The sequence below is a fragment of the Natronogracilivirga saccharolytica genome (genome assembly GCF_017921895.1).
Taxonomy (GTDB): Bacteria; Bacteroidota; Rhodothermia; order Balneolales; family Natronogracilivirgulaceae; genus Natronogracilivirga; species Natronogracilivirga saccharolytica.
This window is the reverse complement of record NZ_JAFIDN010000001.1, coordinates 131,254-149,147: the sequence shown is the minus strand read 5'-3', so window position 1 is coordinate 149,147 and position 17,894 is coordinate 131,254. Positions and strand designations below refer to the sequence as shown.

Sequence of the window (17,894 nt, the reverse complement as noted above, 5' to 3'; positions counted from 1 at the left end):
TTAAACTGTCGCTGAAATATGATTGATGGTTATTTTGATGAATTACCGGAAAGTAGATCTTTGATCACCTCAGGATACAGCTGATGCTCCAGTTTTTGAATTTTATTCGCCAGAGTCTCCGGAGTATCATCAGGACTGACGGTAATTTGTTTCTGCGCAATGATTGGGCCTTCATCATATTCGGTTGTAACATAATGAACTGTACAACCGGAAACCGGTTCGTTGTTTTCGATTACTGCCTGATGCACTTTCATGCCATACCAGCCTTTACCTCCATATTTCGGAAGCAGGGAAGGATGGATATTGATGATTTTACCGTGATACTGTTCGATTACAGAATCAGGAATCTTTTTGAGATATCCGGCCAGAGCAATCAGGTCGGGCTTTTCCGATCTGAGAACCTCATTCAGTCTTGCAGCAAATGTCTGTTCAGAATCGAAATCTGTATGTGATATGAGGCAGGTGCGTATGCCTTGTTTTTTTGCGTATGAAAGGGCACCGGCTTCAGGATTGTTGCAGATAAGGCAGGTTACAGAGGCAGGAATCCGGTTGTCCAGTGCAGCCTGGTGTATTTTTTTGAAGTTGGTGCCCGACCCGGACGCGAAAACAGTTATTTTTTTTGTACTCAAATATCAAACAGGGATTCTTGGCTGGATATTTTTACATCTGAGCCAAAAGATAGCGATAATTCAACACCCAGTGGAAACGGAATTTTGTTGTCAATGTGGCCGTAGGGAACATGCCGTATGACCGGGATATTCAAACCTTCAAAAGTACGGTCAAACACTTTGTCAAGTGAGGGGTTGTCAGGAAATGTTTCCTGTTCGGGTTCTGCAAAATCGCCGAGTATGACGGCAGAAGCACGGTCAAACCAGCCGGCCAGTCTTGCCTGCCAGAGATAACCTTCTACTTTATGTCTTGACTCACCAACATCTTCAAGGATTGGTATGGATTGCTTCAGGTCCGGGAAATAGGGTGACCCTGCCAGTTTTGTTGCGACGGATAATGTGGCAGGAAGGGATATGCCCGAGATGGTACCATTTTTCCGGTTTGACGGCACCTGCAGGCTGTAATCAATTTTGCCGGTTTTTATGAATGTCCAGAATGAATCTTCAAATACGGGATTAACCGGAACAGAATTAAAATCGGTAGCGGGCATTCCGGTGGAAAGTGAGGGGAGACCGGTTTTTGCATAAATTCCCCATTGAAGGGCTGTAATATCGCTGTAACCGACCATCAGTTTTCTTGCATTGCGAATAGCATCATAATCAAGCAGTGGCAGCATTGCCGCACTTCCAAAGCCTCCGCGCGCAAAGAAAATCGCATTAACGGTTTTATCCTGTATCAGGTCCATAAGTTCGGAAGCGCGTCGCGATGCACTTCCGGCAAGGTAATTGTCCCGGCTATAGCAGCTATCAGTTGCATGTACTTTGTAGCCCAGATTTTCAAGATAGCGAATACCATTCTCCAGCTTGTCTTCTTCAACCGGGGATGAGGGCGCCATCACTCCGATGGTACCGTTATCGGGCAGTGGGTGCAATGTCATGTAGAAATACGGTTAATTATTAGTGAGTCTGAAAACGTGATAATTTTCAAGACTCCAGCTGATCTGTTTAGCTGTGATTACAATTACGGCAGTGAGCGGAACAGCTATCAGCATGCCGAATATTCCGGCCAGTTCTGCACCTGTCATCACAACAAAAAGAACAACAAGAGGATGCAGATTGGCAGACCTGGAAAAAAGAAGAGGTTGTACGATAATATTATCTATGACCTGGGTGATAGCAATGGCAATTATGACAAAAATAACGAGTGAGAAATCACCGGTCTCTAGTATCGAAACAATTATGGAAAGAACATAACCAATGATCGGACCGAAGTAAGGGATAATGTTAGCAACACCGGCAGCTATTCCGACAGAAAGAGCGTTGTTCAATCCAACAAAACTCAGCGTAATTGTGGCGGTAGTGGCAATAATGATGCTTTGCAAACCGACACTTTTGAAGTATGTTACCAGCCGTTTTTCAATTTTCTCTATTCCGGTAAGTACAGTCTCAAAATATTTGTTCGGCACCAGCTGGAGAATGTTTCTTCGAAGCCGCGCACCATCTTTCAGTATGAAGAAGGTGGCAAAAGGAACAACCAGAAAGGCCCAGAAAATATCAGCGAAGATACCAAGTATGTTGTTGAGAGTAGCAGCAAAGTCTTCTGTTTGGAAAAGTGCATCAACAGCATTGGGCACATTGTCAATTAATATGCCTTCCTGAAGAAACGGCAGGTGTTCAAGAATCTGCTCTTCAATTTGAGCAGTGACAGCAATAACGGCATCGATATTCAGCTGCTGGCTCAATATGATGAGCTGGTTGGCGATGGCCGGCAGAATGGTGCTGGAAAACCAAACCAGCAAAAGTATCAGCGATGAAATAACAATACTTATGGCCAGGGTCCGGTTCATACCCACTGCCTGCATTCTGTTTACAAAAGGATCAAGAATGTAGGTTATAACAAGAGCAATCAGTGCATACAGAACAAGAGTGAAAAACCTGTAGAGGATAAGCAGAAAAAGCAGAACAGCTGCCAGGCCGATAATCAGTCGAATAAAGGTTTCGGCATTAAGTTTCTTCATTTTCCAACTGTCTTAAAATATCATCGGATTTTTCAAATACGATGTCAGGCGGAAATCCTCTGCGTATCAAAAAATCCACCAGCTTCTTTTTTCTTTTCAGTTTGTCATCAGTGCGCATCAACTTCGTTCGAATGCCTGATGCTGCTTTCAAAAGTGTTTTGCTTGATTGTTCATTGCTGAACAATCCTCGCAGCGACGCATCAATATACTGTTTTTTTACTCCTTTTTTGGACAAAGCTGCCCTGATTTTTGCCGGGCCCCACTTGCCGGACTCTGCTTTTTCTCTTGCAAACTTTTCTGTGAATGTGCAATCGTCCAGATAAGACATGCTGACAAAATAAGAAATTGCCTCGTCCGCCTCAGAACCTGTGTAACCTCTGGCCATGCTTTTATTCCGAATTTCTCCGGTGCTGTGGTCTCTGACAGCGAGCCAGCGGAATATTTGATGCCTGAGCTTGTAGAAGCGGTCTTTTTCCCGGAGCCTGAGATACAGGTCGGGGGTGATCAAGCTCTCCGACTGAATTGAGAAATCATGCAGCACATCCTGATAAAACCCATCCAGATATTCACCATTTACAAACACTGAGACTCTGTCACTGTTGTTTTTTTGCCTCGTAATGTTTGTACAGCGTCCCGGCAGGATATCCGGTATGTTTTCCATGGATCAATCGGTATCAATAAAAAGTAATCTGATGTAGAGGTTTATACTCAGATGTCGTAACAGATGCATAGAGCCTGATATAACTGATTACTTACCAGACGCCGAAGAGCCGGATTTAGCAGCAGACTTGTCAGAAGACGAGGTTTCTTTACTTTCTTTTGGCTTATTTGGGTCCTCACCATTGTCGGGGTACTGCTCCGGCATCAGTTTATGGCGAACGATCTGCTCAATTTTATCGCAGAGTGCCTCATCTTCCCGGAGAAACTGAATGGCTGAGTCGGTACCCTGCCCGATAGGCTCTCCGTCATACCGGTACCAGCTTCCTCTCTTTTGTACAATGTCAAACTGCACGGCAAGATCCAGCAATTCTGCAATCCGCGATATGCCCTGGCCGTACATAATATTGAATTCACAGGTTTTGAAAGGAGGGGCAACCTTGTTTTTGACCACTTTCACTTTGGTCCTGTTACCTATAACGTCCTCGCCTCTTTTGATGGCTCCGATTCTCCGGATATCAATACGCACGGAAGAGTAGAATTTCAGCGCTTTTCCACCCGTAGTAGTTTCCGGGTTTCCGAACATGACTCCTATCTTTTCACGCAGCTGATTGATGAAAATAACTGCCGTGTGTGTTCTGTTGACCACGCCGGTGAGTTTACGCAAGGCCTGCGACATGAGTCTTGCCTGCAACCCGACCTGTGAATCACCCATTTCACCGTCAAGTTCAGCTCTCGGGACCAGAGCCGCCACGGAATCAATGACAACAACATCCAGGGCAGCAGACCGGATGAGCGTTTCTGCAATTTCCAAAGCCTGCTCACCATTGTCAGGTTGAGATATCAGGAGTTCGTCTATTTTTATTCCCAGGGCTTTGCCGTATTTCGGGTCAAATGCATGTTCGGCATCAATCATGGCAGCATGCCCGCCTTTACGCTGTGCTTCGGCAATTACATGCAGGGCGAGTGTGGTTTTTCCACTGGATTCAGGACCGTATATTTCGGTTACTCTGCCACGTGGAATACCGCCTACCCCAAGGACGTGATCCACTGACAGGGATCCGGTGGAGATTGATGGAATGTTGACAACCGGCTGATCACCCAAACGCATAATGGTACCCTTGCCGTGTTGTTTTTCAATCTGGCCAACTGCCAGGTCAAGCGCCTTTAATCTTTCATTATCAGCCATGGTAACGAGACTCCGTTAGGTATATGTGTAAAATATGTTTGAATATAAGTTGTTTGCAATCCAAAAACAAAAACGAATGACATCATTTTAGTAATTGGATAACCAACACTGCAAAAACTTACAATCCGTTTTGTCACATATCAAAAAAAAGTAACAGCCCTTTTGTTCTTTTTATCCCCATTACGTTTTTTTTTCATAACATAGCTCAAACAGGCATATTTGCACGAGGACTCAAAAGCTGTTCGCTTACATGTAATACCCATGACAGATCTTGAGTTCTGACACACAGACATATGATTAAGACTGTTTTGGTATTTCACTTCGTGACCTTCGGTTCACCTGACATTATGAATCGAAAATTTTAAACATATAAAAAAATCATCCCTGTTATTGATATTTCAAAAAAACGAACCGGCAGAGCTTATGAGTTTTGATTATCATAGGCAGCATTGAAATCGTTGTTTGGATTTCAGAGTCACATTCAGAATTCCGAAACCTGCAGTATTATGATCGATACACACTCCCACATCTATCTGCCGCAATTCCGGGACGACCTGAAGGATGTACTGGACCGTGCTTCCGAAAGCGGAGTCAAATCCATTCTCATGCCGGCCATAGATTTTGATTCTCTGGCCCGGATGGATGAACTTTCCCATCCGCGTATTGAATTCCGGAAAATGGCGGGCATCCATCCCTGCGATGTGGGGAAGAGCCTGTCGGGCAAACTGGCCGGTCAGGACGGATTTGAGGATAAGCTGCACAAGTTAGCCGCATCACCGGATATCATTGCCGTTGGAGAGACCGGGCTCGACTATTACTGGTCTGACGAACATGTGTCAGCTCAGAGGCGGAGTTTCCGCCAGCACTGCAGTGTTGCAAAGGCGCTTAATAAACCGGTAGTAATCCACAACAGAAACAGTACGGCCGACATGCTTGATATTATCGAGGATGAACAGGACGGCAGACTGTACGGGGTCTGGCACTGTTTTAACGGCACACCCGAAGAGGGGCGCCGGGCACTTGATTCAGGACTTTATCTCGGAATCGGCGGAGTGATAACCTTCAAAAACGCGGGAGTTGACAGAGTGGTTGCTGATCTGCCGCTCGATAAACTTCTGCTCGAAACCGACGCACCCTATCTTGCACCTGTGCCGAAGCGGGGCAAGAGAAACGAACCATCTTATATGCGTTACACTGCCCGGAAACTGGCCGGGGTCAAAAATGCCGGATTTGACGACATCGACCGGATTACAACAAATAATGCCCAAACCCTCTTCCGGTTGGATGAAGCCGGCTGATACCGGCTGACCCCGGATAGAAAAGGAATTCATTTAAACCGGACTTTCCGCAAGCCGGTGACCCCGTCATGAGAGCACCTTATCCGCTTGTTACCGGAAAGTTGATATAATCGTCACAGATCCGGGCCAGGCTTCTCCTCAGGTGACTGGACACCAGGATGGTTCCGCCGTTTTCCTTGAACTCTTCCAGTATTTCGATGGAGGCCTTTTTGCTTCCCTCGTCAAGGGCACGAAACGGTTCATCCAGAAGGATAATCTCCGGCTCCGTAATCAGACTGCAGGCGAGCATGGTTTTTTGAAGCATTCCGCTGGAATACGTCCCGATCAGGTTGTGTCTGCGCTCATCAAATTTCAATCTGGCGAACAGGTTATCTATACTTTTTTGTGATGAGTTGTCGTCCCACTTTTTTCTGGCGCGCAATGTCCATTCAAGCAGTTCAGATGCACTCAGGTAAACCGGCAGGTCGGTGGCATCGGTAACAATACCAATATGCTTCAGAAATTCATGAGGAGCATCATAAATGGATCTGCCTTTGAATGTAATATTGCCTTCGGTCGGGAATGCGGTAACCGAAACCAGTCGCAGAAAGGTGGTTTTACCCGATCCGTTGGCTCCGATCAGTCCGGTTGCTTTCCCCTTTGAAAACTGATGGTTCAGTCCCGATATCACCATGGGACCGGTACCATAGCGTTTGGACAGATTGTTGACGGTCAGAAAGTCACTCATACATAACGTTTTTTAAAGGCATATTCATTGATGCGGGTAAGTACTACGGCCGACAGGAGGGACACGAAAACATCCAGAATGATCCATATCCCGACGGCGGTCCAGGTCACTGCACCGGAGAACAGTGCAGCGGCTGCGGTTGTCAGCAGCAGCACAAACGTCCAGCGCAGCTGAAGGAAAAATCTTGCGGCAATCCAGTCGTGCGGAGGCATCATCCACCAGTGAAACAGAGGCGGGGACATCGCTTTTTGTGATGCCGGCCAGGCCAGCATGTTTTTAGACAAAATCCAGAATATCAGCCAGCCTGAGTGCCAGCTTTCCGGAACTCCAAGGTAAATCAGCAGAAAGTAGGTGAAGCTCAGAAGGGCGATGATTCTGCCCATGGGACGCTTTCGGTCCAGCTGTATGATCTGGCTCCAGACAGCCGGACGCCAGCGGCCCGGAACCCAGTAAACAGCATCATAACCGGCAGGTTCCCGGGACTCTTTGGTGCCGGTTGACGGATTGGTAAACAGTTCATCGTAAAAGGCGTCACTTTGATAGTAGAGCCGGTCGTATCTTTTTGCTTCTCTGCCAAGCCGAAAACCGGAATACGCCGCAAGCGCGGCAAAGGGCACTACCGCCAGTTGTGCCTGAGGTATGGAAGCTGAGACAACAACCGACATCATCCCGAAAAAGGTAACCAGTATCGTGCTTATGAATGTCGGATACATGCCTGCGGCGACGGGTGTGCTTTTTCCCACTTTTTCCATGGAGTCAAAAACCTGTTTGCCGATTTTCCCTTCATTCCAGCGCTGGGATGTTTCGCCGATGGTGGCAAAGCAGTAGAGAGCATAAAGCATGACAGCGCTGAGGGCAACAATCCCCATCCCCAGCAGGCGGGTTTTTTCATGGAATGATCCTGTTGGCTGCGAGGAGTCGCCGAAAGCGATGATGAAGACAGCGGCAATCGAAAAAAACCACAAAGCCTTGACTTTCGTCACGTGATGCAGCAAGAGGTGACGGGGAGAGAGATTAAGCTGCTGGATCAGCGTTTTATCTCCGTCCGGAAAGAGCAGATGGGGAGTGATAAAGGCCATGGCTCCGGCAAAAGCCATGCATAAATAGCGAAACAGAACGATCCGCTCGTCAATATTTAAATCATGTCCCAGCCAGAACAGTGCCAGCAGCAAGACTATGCCCGGAGCTACAGCTGTAATTCGTCTGCCGGGGGATGTATGTCGTTTAGGGATGATGCGGTCTGTCACGTGTTTTTCCAATATTTTTCAGGAGTGTTCAGCATTCCGGGAGGGTGTGCGCGATATCAGCTCATATGCGGTCATTAGTTCGATGCACGTAAAAACCCCAGCTTTTCAAGCGCTGGGTACCGGTCGGCGAGCTGATCCGGAAGGGCGATACGGTTGAATTCATTTCTGAGCGGAGTATGTTGCCGGATGTCATGGAATAATGACCTTTTTTTGTCATCAGCCAGACCGATCAGGTCTCGCAGCGCCGAGTCATATATGCCTGCAGGGTGTACGGTACGTATAACCTGCTCAAGAGATACATCAGGATCATCGTACTTGATAAACCGGATATCAGGTTCCGGCCGGACCGGATTTTCAATCCCGAAAAACGAGTGCAAATCGTCGCAAACCTTTATTGTCGCATTGCGCTTGGCTTCCAGTGAATATCCGGCGATGTGAGGTGTTGCCAGCAGGGCGTTTTGCGCAGCCTGGTCATTAAAAAACGGCTCCTGCTCCCAGACATCTAATATATAGTTTGCAATATGGTCTTCGTGTACGGCCTTCAGCAGGGAGGACTCGTCCACAACGCCGCCCCGCGATGCATTAATCACCAGTTTTTTCGGATATGCCCGGATCTTGCCGGAATCGTACCAGTGCTGCGTAGCATGCCGGCCGGTTTTATTCAGCGGGACATGGAAACTGATGATATCCGTATCAAGAACGTCATCAAGCGAGGCGGAGCGAAAGGTACGGGTTCGCTCCTCAAGCGGGGGGTCGTACAAAACGCAGTCGAAACCCAGCGCATCGAGAATTTGTGCAGTTGCCGATCCGGTGAAACCGGCACCTACAATACCGGCCCTGAGGTGCCGTCGCTCGTCTTCCGGGACAAGTTGGCTGATCAGGACGCTAACTGCCACATACTCAGCCACGCTGCGGGCATTGGATCCCTTGGCATCCGTAAACCGGATGTTGTTTTCCTGCAGCCACTCCTCATCAAGATGATCTCGCCCGGCGGATGCAGTAGCGACGAATCTGAGCCGGTGATATGATGGCACCGTCCGGCTGTTTACGGGCGTGACCGTCCGGACGATCAGGGCATCAGCCTGACGGATCTGTTCATCCGACCATCCGGAAACAGGATCATAAGTCTCGAGTTTGACGGATGGGTGCAGGTGCTGCTTGAGCTGATAATGATATTGATCGGCCAGAACACGGATCACCATGCAGAATTGCGTATTTCAGAATGAGTGGTGGTGACGGCGCCGTGATTTGGGAGGCCCCAGTATTTCTTTCAGCAGTATACCATCGCGCAGCCGCTCCGGATCTTTCAATATTTTCTTGACCTTTTTTGTGCCCTGTGAGTCCAGGGCAGTCACTTCGGTAACTTCATCCAGTCCGGTATAAATCGGGTTGTCGCTTTCCGTTAGTTCACGGTCTACCAGTTCGGATTGTTTTCCGATGCCGGCTTCATCCGACTGATCATAACTGAAAGGGTCAGAGGACCCGGGTTTCTCGCTTTCAGAATACCTTGAGGACCCGGAGGAATCTGAGGACCCTGAGGAACCGTAAACGGGACCTTCGAGCGGATGTCTTTGTGACTGCGATGATCCTTGACTTCGGCGGGTATCGCTGCTTGCGGTGCTGGCGGTAGTGCGACGCTGATCTCTTACTCCGCCGCCCTGAGGGCGATCCGGTCGATTATGCCCTTGTGACCTTGTGGTTTGGGATTCCTGTTCCTCTCCGGCTAATACCTTTTCCAGTCCTTCGAAAAAATCTTCCCAGCTCTGATCACCGGTTTCCTGCTGTTTTTGACGGTATGTTTCTTGAGTACGGGACGAACGGCCTTCGGATTGCTGTCCGGTCCGTGAGTAGGGATCATATCCCGTTTGCGCTTCTTCTTCCTCTTGCTGCTGCTTTGAGCCACCGCCAAGCAATCTGCGGATAAGCGGATAGAACAACAGAAGAAGAATTAACAGCTGAAAGAGTGAAAATTCCATATAAGGAAAATTGAATTCCGGGATTTACCCGGTCTGTGTGATCATGTCATTACCGGTAATACAGCAAAAGTCTGCTGCCCGTCCGGTACTTTTTTAAAACTGAGAATGTCAGAAGATATCATTTTTTTAAAATTATTGAATGGCTTTTCATAAGCAAGCTATTTGACCTTGTCTGTCATTTGTTATATTTCCGTTTCCTCCTTGTCAACGATAATATTCAGATATTCCTTCCTGTAAAACCAGAAAAACCATGAAATCCTACAATATTGTCTCACTCATCAGGAAAAAGCGTGAAAAAGAGGGGCTGGCGCCTGATGAAATTCGTTTTCTTGTCCAGCAATACAGCCGGGATGTCATGCCCGACTATCAAATGAGTGCCTTTCTGATGGCGTGTTTTCTCAACGGCCTGAATGATGAGGAGGCTGCAGCGCTGACCAGGGAAATGCTGCATTCCGGTACCGTAATGGATTTAAGCAGTGTGCCGGGTGTCAAGGTGGACAAACACTCGACCGGAGGTGTCGGGGACAAAACATCCCTGATTCTTGCTCCCATAGTTGCGGCTTGCGGCGTTCCGGTTCCGATGATATCCGGACGCGGACTGGGACATTCCGGCGGCACGCTTGACAAACTGGAATCCATTCCCGGATTTAATGTCAATCTTGATCTGGACCGGTATGTTGAGGTGCTGAAGAAGCACGGACTGGTCCTGATCGGACAAACCGAAGAAATTGCCCCCGCCGATAAACGCATGTATGCCCTGAGAGATGTTACGGCTACTGTTGAGTCCATCCCCCTGATCGCGGGAAGCATTATGAGCAAAAAACTGGCCGAAGGGATAGATGCCCTCGTTCTGGATGTCAAATTCGGATCCGGCGCATTTATGAAGACAAGGGACCAGGCACTTGAACTGGCAAGGAAACTGGTTTCGATAGGAGAGGAGTTCGGAAAACGTACCATAGCGTACCTTACCAGCATGGAACAACCCCTGGGACAAAAGGTGGGAAACTGGTTTGAAGTCCATGAAAGTATTGAATGTCTCAATGGCGGAGGACCGGAGGATTTGCTGCAGGTTACCCATCAGCTTGCCGGCACCATGATATATCTCGGCGGTAATGCGGGTTCCGTTGAAGAGGGAATAGAGAAAAGCAGGGAGTCGGTCCGGAATGGCACGGCTATGCAAAAGTTCCGTGATATCGTGACAGAGCAGGATGGCTCGACCGAATATCTTGACCGGCCGGACGATTATCCCCAAGCCCGCCGTCAATTTGACGTAAATGCCGCTTCCGACGGATTCATTACGGCAATGGATGCCTATGCTATCGGCATGGCAGGTGTTGAGCTTGGAGCCGGCCGGAAATCAAAAGAAGATGTTGTTGATCCGCAGTCGGGAATCATTCTGGAAAAAAAGATAGGTGAAGATGTACGCCGTGGTGAAACAATTGCCAGATGCTTCACGAATAAGGAAGAACAAACGGACATGGTCCGGAAGATGCTGCAGGATGCTGTAAGTATAGGTTCTTCCCGTGTTGAGGTGCCTGCATTGATAACAGATACTGTTACAAAGGAAGGCACCACTCCCTGGAGCTGATCTCCCGGGCTTGTCCGGCAATGTGAGAACCAAACCGGAGAAGTTATGTGGAGAAGATTTGTGCGAGCCATTAAATCCATTTTTGGCGGGGCGGTAGGAGCCCTTGAGGATCCCAAAAGGATTCTGGAACAGAATATCCGGGAGCTGAACGACCAGGTCCCGCAGATGAATGAAAACATTGCCACGGTCAAGGCCAATGTCATGCTTCTTCAAAAGGAAGTGAAGCGCTATGAAGAGGCCAACCACGATCTGTCACTCCGGATACAGTCCGCTATCAAGGTGAACCGGGATGACATTGCAGAGAATTACGCCCTTCAGCTTCAGCGCTCCCGTGAAGCTCTTGCGACGTCCAGAGAGCAGCTTAAAAGCGCCCGGATGGCTTATGACAAGGCGTTGCAGGTCAAAAAGACCTTCATGAAAGAAAAAGACCGCAAGATTCGTGAGGCCAGGGATGCCATGCGCGAAAGTGAACGATCTCAATGGCAGGCCCGTGTTGCAGATACCCTTGAGCAATTTGAGATTGGCGGAATGGATGCCACCCATGACGAAATGATTTCAAAGATCAAGGAAGAAACTGCCAGAAATGAAGCCCGGATGGAGCTTGCTCTGGACAGCGTGGACAGCAAGTCTCTTGAGCTGGAGTTTGATGCCGAAAAAATGAAGGCCGGTGAGATTGTGAATCAGTTTAAAAGCAAAATGAAAGGAGACAGGTCACTCCGGGAGAATGACAGCAAAGACAGCATGATGATTCATCCTGATGCAAATGATCTCAAATCCCGGCAGACGGTTCATTCCGGAAACAGCCGGTCCCGGTAACACCGGAAACAGTTGCATCCTTCAACCTAATCAAATCATATCAAGATGCATACCCACAGCTCCATATCCTTTGTGCGCGAAGCGTTCTTCCATCCGGTAAACCTTGGGTTTTTACTGTCCGTCGGAATCTTTGCACTTTTTTTTTCCGGGGTGCAGGGACTTCCCGTAGTTTTACTGACCGCCGGTATTGGTCTGGAGCTGCTTTATCTGGGCACGATTCCGAACAAGGGCTGGTTTCAGCGTCATATCATTCGCAGCCAGGAGGGCCGGAATGACCGGGACAGCAGTGAAGCAGCCTGTTTTGAGAGACTTTGCATGGAAAGGCAGAAACAATTCCTTGCACTTCGAAGGCTGACCACGACGGTCAGGGAGAATTTCCGGCTGATGCCGGCCTCCTCACGCCCTCTCACGCAGCAGCTTGCCGGCAGACTCGACGAACTTCAGTCAAAATACCTTCGCCATTTATTGATACTGGATCGATATGAGGAGTATCTGGCGGATGCATCTGCAGAATCTATCACCCTGGAGATCAGAACGTTAAAAAAAGCAATGGAAACGATCCGGTCGGGAAAAGTTCTGGAGATAAAAAAACAGCGTTTGCACATCCTTAACAAACGCCTGGACCGGTACAAAGCCGGCAAAGAAAAAATTGAAGTGTGCCGGTCACAGCTGGAGACGATGGAAGATGCTGTGAGGTATGTCTATGAAAAATCAATCACCATGTCGCATCCGGAAGAAGTTGGCGGGCATCTGGACAGGTTGATTGATGAGCTGGAAGAGACTTCGGCTATTATTCAGGATATTGAAGATGAGCTCCCACCGACGTATACTATCCTGAATCAATATGAATTAAACGAAGAATCTGGAGCTGAAAATGAATCTGCAGCCGGAAATGTTGCTGGTGGAAACGTCGGATCAGATCGCGACCGTTACGGTCAACCGGCCTGAAAAGCTTAATGCACTTGACAACAAGGTCCTTGATGAATTCAGGGAATTGTTTGAACATATTCAGGAGGATGACGATATCAGGGGTGTTGTCATTTCCGGAGCTGGCAGCAAAGCATTTGTTGCAGGTGCGGATATCAACGAACTGAAAAACCTGAAGGTCAAAAGCGGTGAGCGGGCCTCGCGAAAAGGACAGGTGGTTTTTTCTATTATTGAGTCGACCGGTAAACCTGTCATCGCCGCAGTTGAGGGATACGCACTCGGTGGCGGATGTGAGCTTGCACTGGCGTGTCATCTCAGGGTCGCATCCGGGACGGCAAAATTTGGCCTTCCGGAGCTTGGACTCGGGCTCATTCCCGGCTATGGAGGAACTCAGCGCCTTCCGCGGCTTATCGGAAAGGGAAGGGCACTGGAAATGATTCTGGATGGCACTCCTGTTGATGCGCAAAGGGCATATGAGTTCGGTCTGGTAAACCGGCTGGTGGATGAAGGCCGGGCTGTGGACGAAGCAAAAAAATGGCTGGGTACCATTAAAAAAAATGCCCCGATAGCTTTGAAAAAAGCAATTCAGTCTGTCCATGCTGCATATCCGAACCGGGCCCAGGGGTTTCAGGATGAAGCACGGCTGTTTGGATATCTGTGCGGAACAGAAGATTTTCGGGAAGGCACTTCCGCATTTCTGGAAAAACGAAAACCTGTGTTTCGTAATGAGTAAAGCAGTATCTTTAGAAGGTAACCGGACTAAAACTTCAAACGCACCATTGGACAGATCTGAAAAAGACCAGGAGCCTCCTCCTGAACGCGGCTTGTATTGCCAGACCGGCACATCAGGAGGTTACTTATGAGCGAATGGTTGATCATTTTAATATTCATTCTTCTGAGCGGTTTTTTTGCCGGTTCAGAAATCGGTTTTGTATCGGCCAACCGGCTCAAGCTTGAAATCCGTGCCCGTAAAAAAACGATACGATCCCGGGCGCTGACACATTTTCTCAAAGATCCCGAGGCATTTCTGTCGACCACTTTGATCGGGAATAATGTGGTCAATGTGATTTATGCCACACTGATGGCACTGTTTCTGGTACAACCGGTTTCAGCAATCTACTTTAGCCTGTTCGATGCTTTTCCCTCTGATTTCGTCGTTCTTCTCATCCAGACGTTTATCGCTTCTATTCTCATAATGATTTTCGGGGAGGTAATTCCGAAAGTGGTATTCCGGATTAATTCAGAGGCATTTATTTTTTATCTTGCACCTGTCCACAGAACTCTGAATGTGCTTTTTTTGCCTTTCATCCATGTTGCCAATGCTGCTGCTTCACGCCTGATACGCCTTCTTGTACCGCAGCTGCAGTCATCTGAACAGGTATTCCGAAGACAGGATATCGAAATGCTTCTCAGGGAAGTTGGTGACAGTGAGGAATCGGATATCGATCGCGATGACTCTGAAATTCTGACCAATGTACTCCAGCTGTCAAACAAACGTGTCAGGGAGTCCATGATTCCCAGAACTGAAATTATAGCAGTGGAAAAAAATGCAGAGCTCCAGGAGGTGCTTCAGAAGTTTGTATCATCCGGCTTTTCAAAAATACCGGTATATGAGCAGTCCATTGATAACGTGATTGGTGTCGTTTTTGCCTATGATCTGTTCAAGAGTCCGCAGAGCCTGAACGAAATCATCCGTCCGGTAAAGCATATCCCGTCAAGCCAGAAGTCCAAAGACCTTCTTTCCGAATTTCAGAGACTTAAAATATCGCTGGCTATTGTCATTGATGAATATGGCGGCACCGCCGGGCTGGTAACCACTGAGGATTTACTGGAAGAAGTTGTTGGAGATATTCAGGACGAATATGATATGGAAGACACCATAATGAAAAAAATATCTCCTGATACCTTCATTTTAAGTGGGGATGTGCCTCTTCAGGAGTTGTCGGAAAAATTTCCGTCCGCCGGCCTTCCGGAGCGCAATAATAACTATGAAACCGTTGCTGGTTACATAATCAATGAAATCGGACGGATTCCGCGCGTGAATGAAGAGGTTATCATCGGAAACCACAAGTTTATTATCAGCAAGGCGCGGCAGTCCCGCATTGAGACGGTCAGAATGACTGTCATGTAGCCTGGTTATTTTTTCGCACGATCAATAGGAGTGGTTTTGTCACTCCATTCTATTTCAAAGCCTGCGTCTGACCTGAAGTTGTGCGAGGAGCGGATCCAGGCTCCCTGCTGGCGTATCCTTGTGTAACCTTTTTTCAGCGGTTTATTGGGGTCAGCAGCTAAGACTTTTTGATGCAGCTCATTCCAGCGTGATTTTTTTTGCAGCAACAGCGTACTCACAGAGTTTTGAACGGCATCGGATAATCGCCGGATTTCTTCATGCCTGTTTCGTATCTGAATACGCAAAAGCTGTCCTGCCTGTTGTTTTTTCCATTCTAACTGTTCCTTGTTTCTGGCGATCCGCTGCCTCACTTTGTGAAGCGCATAGTTGTCAAGGAAGCGTGAAACGGTCTCCTTGTGCTTTTCCAGAAGCTGCTTTACACGCATTTCAAGTGTCATTTGCAGGTCTTCAATCTTCATTTTCAGATCGTTTTGATCCGGAACGGCCATTATGATGGCCTGGGTAGGCGTGGCTGCACGCGCATCGGCAACAAAATCTGATATGCTGAAATCAGTTTCGTGTCCTACGGCACTGATGACGGGAATGCGGCATTCGGCTATAGCCCTGGCCACGATTTCCTCATTAAATGCCCACAGATCTTCCAGCGAACCACCGCCCCGGCCAATAATCAGCAGTTCAATATCATCCTGACCGGAAAAAAAACGGATGGCATCGCTTATTTCGGGAGCAGCCTGAGATCCCTGCACCGAAGCATGAAAAAGCCGAATCTCACAAAGCGGATACCGTTTTTCCAGCGTGTTTTTCATATCCTGGAAAGCCGCTCCCGTTGCAGAGGTGACAATTCCTATGACTTCAGGAAATCGCGGGATGGGCTTCTTGCGGTTTTCGTCGAACAGTCCTTCATCCTGAAGTTTTTTCTTCAGCTGTTCAAAAGCCTGTTGAAGTGCTCCAAGTCCGGCCGGGCGCAGCGACTGAACAATCATCTGATACCGCCCGTGAGGTGCATAAACCTGCAACGGACCGGCAGCCACAATTTCATCGCCGTGTTCAGGCAGGTAGTCCTGCGACTGGCGCTTTGACCGCCACATCACACAAGGAAGCTGAGCTGTGTCATCCTTGAGTGTGAAGTAAAGATGACCGTTCCGGCTGGTTTTAGGCTGACTCACTTCTCCACGGACATTGATCCAGTCGAAGTGATCTTCGATCATCATTTTGAGTTCACCGGTGAGCTCCGAGACACTCAGAATATGAACCGGGTCTTCTTTGGGTTGATTGAACAGGTCCGTCATGAAATTTTGAAAAGCTTGTTTTCAGCCGAATGGCTAATAAGTTATATTTAGTGACTCAAAAATCATAATAACCAGTGCGCATGAGTTCAACAAAGGATTTGCTGATAAAAAACGTTCGTCCGGTAGACCACCGGGAAGAAGCCGGGGCAACGGCAGATATCAGGATAAACAACGGCATCATCACGGAAATCGCTACCGGGCTGACGCCCGGCCGTAATGAGCAGGTTTATGATGCTTCCGGAGCGTATGTATCACCCGGCTGGATGGATATGCATGTCCATTTACGCGAGCCGGGTTTTGAGCACAAGGAAACCGTTGCTACCGGATGCGATGCCGCTGCAGCCGGAGGTTTTACGGCTGTTGCCTGCATGCCGAATACCAATCCGCCCATCCATACCAGGGATGTGGTGAATTTTATTTTAAAACAGGCCGCAGGCTTGCCGGTGGACGTGCATCCTGTCGGGTGTGTATCCAAAAACCGGAAGGGCACCTCGATTACGGAAATGGCTGATATGGTTGAAGGCGGCGCTGTTGCATTCAGTGATGACGGCGATCCGGTACAGGACAGCCGACTGATGCGGACAGCACTGGAATATTCAGCCATGCTCGGTGTGCCAACTATAAATCATGAGGAAGACCTGCCGTTATCACGTCCCGGACATATGCATGAGGGTAGGGTTTCAACCCGGCTCGGTCTGGCCGGCACGCCTTCCATAGCCGAAGAGATCATGATCGCGCGGGATGTATTGCTGGCGGAACTGACCGGCGGACATGTGCATGTGGCCCACATCAGTACTGAAAAGGCGGTATCACTGGTCCGCGAGGCCAAAAGCAGGGGAATAAAAATCACCACCGAAGCTTGTCCGCATCATTTCGATTTGACGGATGAGGAAATAGAACGCACGGATTTTGATACCAACTGGAAAATGCATCCTCCTTTGCGGACTGACAGCGATGTGGAGGCAATCATTGACGGGCTTGCTGACGGAACCATTGATGCTGTCTGCACGGATCATGCCCCCCATTCCGTAGACGAGAAAGAAGTGGAGTTCATCTATGCACCCAACGGCATTATCGGGCTGGAAACGGCATGGAGTGTTATCTGCAGAAAACTGCTGCATTCCGGAAGAATGAAACTGCCGGAAGTTATTGCAAAGCTGACACTGCATCCCAGATCCATATTAAACATTCCGGTGCCAACTGTTGCGGTGGGAGAGCAGGCCAATATTACGATATTTGATACGGATGGGGAATGGCTGTACGACACCGATGCCGTCCGGTCACGCTCCAGGAATACCCCTTACCTTGGCCGGACAATGTCGGGGCGTCCCCTGGCTGTATACAACAACGGCCAGTTTGTGGAAACCGGCCGTTGATTTTACAGTTGTATTTTTTCCGGCGTTACATTCCCTTATGTCAGGAA

At 48.5% G+C, this 17,894-nt stretch carries 17 protein-coding genes; 7 read left to right on the top strand and 10 right to left on the bottom strand.

All coding sequences use genetic code 11. The features are described from left to right. Positions 1-29: 29 nt before the first annotated feature. From purN to recA, 5 genes are all read right to left on the bottom strand, one after another. Positions 30-629 carry a phosphoribosylglycinamide formyltransferase gene (gene purN, locus NATSA_RS00605; RefSeq protein ID WP_246481540.1) on the bottom strand — a complete coding sequence of 200 codons (600 nt, stop codon included), beginning with the start codon at positions 627-629 and terminating at the stop codon, positions 30-32. Further along, a complete protein-coding gene (locus NATSA_RS00600; protein ID WP_210509386.1) occupies positions 626-1,546 on the bottom strand; it encodes a S66 peptidase family protein in 921 nt (306 codons plus the stop codon). The genes purN and NATSA_RS00600 overlap by 4 nt, the downstream gene beginning before the upstream one ends. Positions 1,547-1,558: 12 nt before the next feature. Next, a complete protein-coding gene (locus tag NATSA_RS00595) occupies positions 1,559-2,626 on the bottom strand; it encodes an AI-2E family transporter (protein ID WP_210509385.1) in 1,068 nt (355 codons plus the stop codon). Further along, positions 2,613-3,287 carry a regulatory protein RecX gene (locus tag NATSA_RS00590; RefSeq protein ID WP_210509384.1) on the bottom strand — a complete coding sequence of 225 codons (675 nt, stop codon included), beginning with the start codon at positions 3,285-3,287 and terminating at the stop codon, positions 2,613-2,615. Before NATSA_RS00590 ends, NATSA_RS00595 begins: the two co-directional genes overlap by 14 nt. 87 nt (positions 3,288-3,374) lie before the next feature. Then, positions 3,375-4,472, bottom strand: a complete 1,098-nt coding sequence (gene recA / locus NATSA_RS00585) for a recombinase RecA (RefSeq protein ID WP_210509383.1) — start codon at positions 4,470-4,472, stop codon at positions 3,375-3,377. Between the two features lie 506 nt (positions 4,473-4,978). Here recA and NATSA_RS00580 point away from each other — a divergent pair. Continuing rightward, complete coding sequence (locus NATSA_RS00580; protein WP_210509382.1) at positions 4,979-5,770, top strand: TatD family hydrolase; 792 nt, start codon at positions 4,979-4,981, stop codon at positions 5,768-5,770. A 79-nt stretch (positions 5,771-5,849) separates the two neighbouring features. On the opposite strand, the gene NATSA_RS00575 is transcribed toward NATSA_RS00580, so the two are convergent. From NATSA_RS00575 to NATSA_RS00560, 4 genes are all read right to left on the bottom strand, one after another. Beyond that, the gene (locus tag NATSA_RS00575) at positions 5,850-6,497 is read right to left on the bottom strand and encodes an ATP-binding cassette domain-containing protein (RefSeq protein ID WP_210509381.1); all 648 of its coding nucleotides are present in this window, start codon (positions 6,495-6,497) and stop codon (positions 5,850-5,852) included. Then, entirely contained in the window at positions 6,494-7,744 is a 1,251-nt protein-coding gene (locus NATSA_RS00570; protein ID WP_210509380.1) for a hypothetical protein, read from the bottom strand. Before NATSA_RS00570 ends, NATSA_RS00575 begins: the two co-directional genes overlap by 4 nt. Before the next feature lie 74 nt (positions 7,745-7,818). Beyond that, positions 7,819-8,946, bottom strand: coding sequence for an NAD(P)-dependent oxidoreductase (locus NATSA_RS00565; protein ID WP_210509379.1), 1,128 nt, complete (start codon positions 8,944-8,946; stop codon positions 7,819-7,821). A 15-nt stretch (positions 8,947-8,961) separates the two neighbouring features. Further along, entirely contained in the window at positions 8,962-9,720 is a 759-nt protein-coding gene (locus NATSA_RS00560) for a hypothetical protein (protein ID WP_210509378.1), read from the bottom strand. A gap of 250 nt (positions 9,721-9,970) precedes the next feature. Here NATSA_RS00560 and NATSA_RS00555 point away from each other — a divergent pair, with 250 nt between their 5' ends. The 5 genes from NATSA_RS00555 to NATSA_RS00535 all read left to right on the top strand — a co-directional run bounded on the left by NATSA_RS00555 (position 9,971) and on the right by NATSA_RS00535 (position 15,182). Then, a complete protein-coding gene (locus NATSA_RS00555) occupies positions 9,971-11,308 on the top strand; it encodes a thymidine phosphorylase (protein ID WP_210509377.1) in 1,338 nt (445 codons plus the stop codon). A gap of 45 nt (positions 11,309-11,353) precedes the next feature. Next, the gene (locus tag NATSA_RS00550) at positions 11,354-12,124 is read left to right on the top strand and encodes a PspA/IM30 family protein (protein WP_210509376.1); all 771 of its coding nucleotides are present in this window, start codon (positions 11,354-11,356) and stop codon (positions 12,122-12,124) included. 45 nt (positions 12,125-12,169) lie between these two features. Then, complete coding sequence (locus NATSA_RS00545) at positions 12,170-13,072, top strand: hypothetical protein (RefSeq protein WP_210509375.1); 903 nt, start codon at positions 12,170-12,172, stop codon at positions 13,070-13,072. Then, positions 12,999-13,784 carry an enoyl-CoA hydratase/isomerase family protein gene (locus NATSA_RS00540; protein ID WP_210509374.1) on the top strand — a complete coding sequence of 262 codons (786 nt, stop codon included), beginning with the start codon at positions 12,999-13,001 and terminating at the stop codon, positions 13,782-13,784. The genes NATSA_RS00545 and NATSA_RS00540 overlap by 74 nt, the downstream gene beginning before the upstream one ends. 126 nt (positions 13,785-13,910) lie before the next feature. Next, a complete protein-coding gene (locus NATSA_RS00535; protein ID WP_210509373.1) occupies positions 13,911-15,182 on the top strand; it encodes a hemolysin family protein in 1,272 nt (423 codons plus the stop codon). A 5-nt stretch (positions 15,183-15,187) separates the two neighbouring features. Here the strand turns inward: NATSA_RS00535 and xseA are convergent, their stop codons facing one another. After that, positions 15,188-16,471: an exodeoxyribonuclease VII large subunit gene (gene xseA / locus NATSA_RS00530; protein ID WP_210509372.1), complete on the bottom strand. Its 1,284-nt coding sequence runs from the start codon at positions 16,469-16,471 to the stop codon at positions 15,188-15,190. An 80-nt stretch (positions 16,472-16,551) separates the two neighbouring features. On the opposite strand from xseA, the gene NATSA_RS00525 reads away from it, so the two are divergent. Continuing rightward, complete coding sequence (locus NATSA_RS00525; RefSeq protein ID WP_246481538.1) at positions 16,552-17,847, top strand: dihydroorotase; 1,296 nt, start codon at positions 16,552-16,554, stop codon at positions 17,845-17,847. Positions 17,848-17,894: the final 47 nt, after the last annotated feature.

Bases quoted from the DNA above. Each gene is read 5' to 3' on its own strand.
- NATSA_RS00600 (WP_210509386.1), bottom strand. From the start codon at position 1,546: ATGACATTGCACCCACTGCCCGATAACGGTACCATCGGAGTGATGGCG.
- NATSA_RS00595 (WP_210509385.1), bottom strand. From the start codon at position 2,626: ATGAAGAAACTTAATGCCGAAACCTTTATTCGACTGATTATCGGCCTG.
- NATSA_RS00590 (WP_210509384.1), bottom strand. From the start codon at position 3,287: ATGGAAAACATACCGGATATCCTGCCGGGACGCTGTACAAACATTACG.
- recA (WP_210509383.1), bottom strand. From the start codon at position 4,472: ATGGCTGATAATGAAAGATTAAAGGCGCTTGACCTGGCAGTTGGCCAG.
- NATSA_RS00580 (WP_210509382.1), top strand. From the start codon at position 4,979: ATGATCGATACACACTCCCACATCTATCTGCCGCAATTCCGGGACGAC.
- NATSA_RS00575 (WP_210509381.1), bottom strand. From the start codon at position 6,497: ATGAGTGACTTTCTGACCGTCAACAATCTGTCCAAACGCTATGGTACC.
- NATSA_RS00565 (WP_210509379.1), bottom strand. From the start codon at position 8,946: ATGGTGATCCGTGTTCTGGCCGATCAATATCATTATCAGCTCAAGCAG.
- NATSA_RS00560 (WP_210509378.1), bottom strand. From the start codon at position 9,720: ATGGAATTTTCACTCTTTCAGCTGTTAATTCTTCTTCTGTTGTTCTAT.
- NATSA_RS00555 (WP_210509377.1), top strand. From the start codon at position 9,971: ATGAAATCCTACAATATTGTCTCACTCATCAGGAAAAAGCGTGAAAAA.
- NATSA_RS00550 (WP_210509376.1), top strand. From the start codon at position 11,354: ATGTGGAGAAGATTTGTGCGAGCCATTAAATCCATTTTTGGCGGGGCG.
- NATSA_RS00545 (WP_210509375.1), top strand. From the start codon at position 12,170: ATGCATACCCACAGCTCCATATCCTTTGTGCGCGAAGCGTTCTTCCAT.
- NATSA_RS00540 (WP_210509374.1), top strand. From the start codon at position 12,999: ATGAATCTGCAGCCGGAAATGTTGCTGGTGGAAACGTCGGATCAGATC.
- NATSA_RS00535 (WP_210509373.1), top strand. From the start codon at position 13,911: ATGAGCGAATGGTTGATCATTTTAATATTCATTCTTCTGAGCGGTTTT.
- xseA (WP_210509372.1), bottom strand. From the start codon at position 16,471: ATGACGGACCTGTTCAATCAACCCAAAGAAGACCCGGTTCATATTCTG.
- NATSA_RS00525 (WP_246481538.1), top strand. From the start codon at position 16,552: ATGAGTTCAACAAAGGATTTGCTGATAAAAAACGTTCGTCCGGTAGAC.